We start from the raw sequence: 2593 nt of genomic DNA, 5'->3' as shown, positions 1-2593 counted from the left end.
TTGAAAAACGCCCAAATTTGGCGACGAGAGCCAATCTCGTCACCATTTTTAGTTGAAAAACGCCCAAATTTGGCGACGAAAGCCAATCTCGTCACCATTTCTAATTGAGAAACGCCCGATTTTGGCGACGAGGGCCGTTCTCGTCACCATTTTTGGTTGAAAAACGCCCAAATTTGGCGACGAGAGCCAATCTCGTCACCATTTTTAGTTGAGAAACGCCCAAATTTGGCGACGAGAGCCAATCTCGTCACCATTTTTAGTTGAAAAGCGCTCAATTTTGGCGACGAGGGCGGTTCTCGTCACCGTTCTCAGTTAAAAAACGCAAATATTTGACGACGAGCCTCGTTCTCGTCACCATTTTTAGTTCAGAAATGCTCAATTTTGGCAATGACCCACATTCAAAATGACACTTTCTAGACACGGTATCCCAATTTTTTCTAAAAAGGCACATCTCATCCTCATTTTTAGAAGAGATTCATGCATAATTACCACCAAGTTATCTCATGTTAGAAATAGGAGGTGCTTTAAATGGGAAAGGATCGTCAAGAAGGTAAACTTCGAGCTAGTGGTCAGGTTGAATCTGATCGGGACCAATCTCTTAAATACCCTGGAGCAACAAAAGTGTCAAGCCCGGAAGAAGCAAGAAAATTAAACGACAACAAGCGCTAAATGAAAAAAGAAGGGTCCAAAACCAGGGGGATTTTTCCTGCCATTTAGGCCCTTCTATCGATACATAGATAAAAAAAACTTTTAAAATATATGATAGTAACATTCGCCTTTCTATTAATACCCTTCGCTATAATCTCTGAGTAGATACAACCACAGTATTGTCCCTATCTATTTTAATTTTTATATACCGAACCGTCTTTATAAAAACAGATCCCGATTATTAATAAACGCAGTAAACTATCATGATAGAAACAGCCTCCTCTATGACTCAAGGTACAATCGTTACCACCTTGCAAAACAATTTTCCCTAGCATCTTTTAAATACCATATTAAGCATAAAAGTAAGTTACCAATTAAAGATATTTTTTAATAGATTGGTATAATTCATTTGCTCTTCCCATATGTATATAAGGTAAGAATTTTTATATACGGGAGGCTAAAGTTATGAAAAAAGTTAAACCAATTATTATTTTCAGCCTTTTTGTTACTGTGGTTATATTAATCATCCCCACTATACTTGTTCTCCCCTTCTCAGCAGATACAACGGAGAAGACAGTAGCTAAGCAGCAGTCTGAACCCAATTGGGAAAAATTATTGGAGGAAGCTTCAGCGATCAATGTTGCTGTTTATCGGACAAAAAAGGATGAAGTCGAAACTGTACCGCTAGAGAAATATATTGTTGGTGTCGTTGGTGCGGAAATGCCTGCTGAATTTGAAGAAGAAGCATTGAAAGCACAAAGTTTAACAGCTCGTACCTATATTGTAAAACAGCTAATGACTGATAAGCAGGTAGGGATTTTAAAAGGTGGAGATGTTAGTGATACCACAACCCACCAAGTTTATAAAAATGAAGACGAATTGAAAGAAATTTGGGGTGTTGATTATAGTAAAAATATCAATAAAATTAGAAAGGCCGTATATGAAACAAGAGGGCAAATCCTTGTCTATGATAATACACCAATAACCGCATCTTATTTTTCTACAAGTAACGGTTATACCGAAAATGCGGAAGACTATTGGACCAACCCAATTCCATATTTAATTAGTGTCGAAAGTCCATGGGATGTGGAATCACCGAAATTTACCGATCAAGTCAAGATGCCGATCAGTGAATTTGAATCAAAACTTGGTGTGAAAGTAAGTTCCTCGAATATTGGAGAAATCGTATCGAGAACAACTAGTCATCGGGTTGAAAAAGTAAAAATTGGTGACAAGGAATTTACCGGAAGAGATATCCGGGAAAAACTCGGCTTACGTTCCACTGATTTTTCATGGAAATTAGAAGACGATCAGGTTGTGATTACAACGAAAGGTTTTGGACATGGCATTGGGATGAGCCAATATGGGGCAAATGGAATGGCAAAAGAAGGGAAAACCTTTGAAGAAATTGTAAAATATTACTACAAAGGTGTCTCTATCAGCGAGGCAAATGCATTTTTAGAACAATATGTGGCTAAGAAATAAGGGACTATTCAAAAAAGGTTGTTGTGGTTTTGGTCTGAAAAGGAGAATCGCCTGCTAAAGGCAAAAATAGCTGAGAAAGTTGTTAAAATGGGCCCCTGCTTTCAAGGACTGATTAGTTTCATGAATTATCCAGAACTTAGTCTATAACTTGAAGTGGGGGATTCCACGAACACCAGTGCAAATATTAGTGAATCAAAAGTTTCTTATGGACAAAGTAAGAAACCAATCAGTAAAAATAGTCCAATAGCCGAGCTCTCGTGGACAAAATGAGGAGTCAATCAGCAAAAACTGTCCAATAGAAGGGCTCTCATGGACAAAATGGGGAGTCAATCAGCAAAAATTGTCCAATAGAACGGCTTTCATGGACAAAATGAGGAGTCAATCAGCAAAAACTGTCCAATAGAACGGCTTTCATGGACAAAAAAAGGGTTCAATTAGTAAAAATTGTCCAATAGAACGG

Annotated in this window: 2 protein-coding genes; both read left to right on the top strand. The window is 37.9% G+C overall.

The features are described from left to right. Positions 1-528: 528 nt before the first annotated feature. Complete coding sequence (locus tag LIZ98_RS17240; protein WP_227140377.1) at positions 529-669, top strand: YpzI family protein; 141 nt, start codon at positions 529-531, stop codon at positions 667-669. A 444-nt stretch (positions 670-1113) separates the two neighbouring features. Next, positions 1114-2133: a stage II sporulation protein D gene (gene spoIID, locus LIZ98_RS17235; RefSeq protein WP_041844937.1), complete on the top strand. Its 1020-nt coding sequence runs from the start codon at positions 1114-1116 to the stop codon at positions 2131-2133. Positions 2134-2593 lie beyond the last annotated feature (460 nt).

It is taken from the genome of Caldibacillus sp. 210928-DFI.2.18, assembly GCF_020554505.1.
GTDB lineage: Bacteria > Bacillota > Bacilli > Bacillales > Caldibacillaceae > Caldifermentibacillus > Caldifermentibacillus hisashii.
This window is presented reverse-complemented; position numbering and strand designations above follow the sequence as displayed.

Excerpts from the sequence above, each read along its gene's own strand:
- spoIID (WP_041844937.1), top strand. The coding sequence starts at position 1,114 with ATGAAAAAAGTTAAACCAATTATTATTTTCAGCCTTTTTGTTACTGTG.
- LIZ98_RS17240 (WP_227140377.1), top strand. The coding sequence starts at position 529 with ATGGGAAAGGATCGTCAAGAAGGTAAACTTCGAGCTAGTGGTCAGGTT.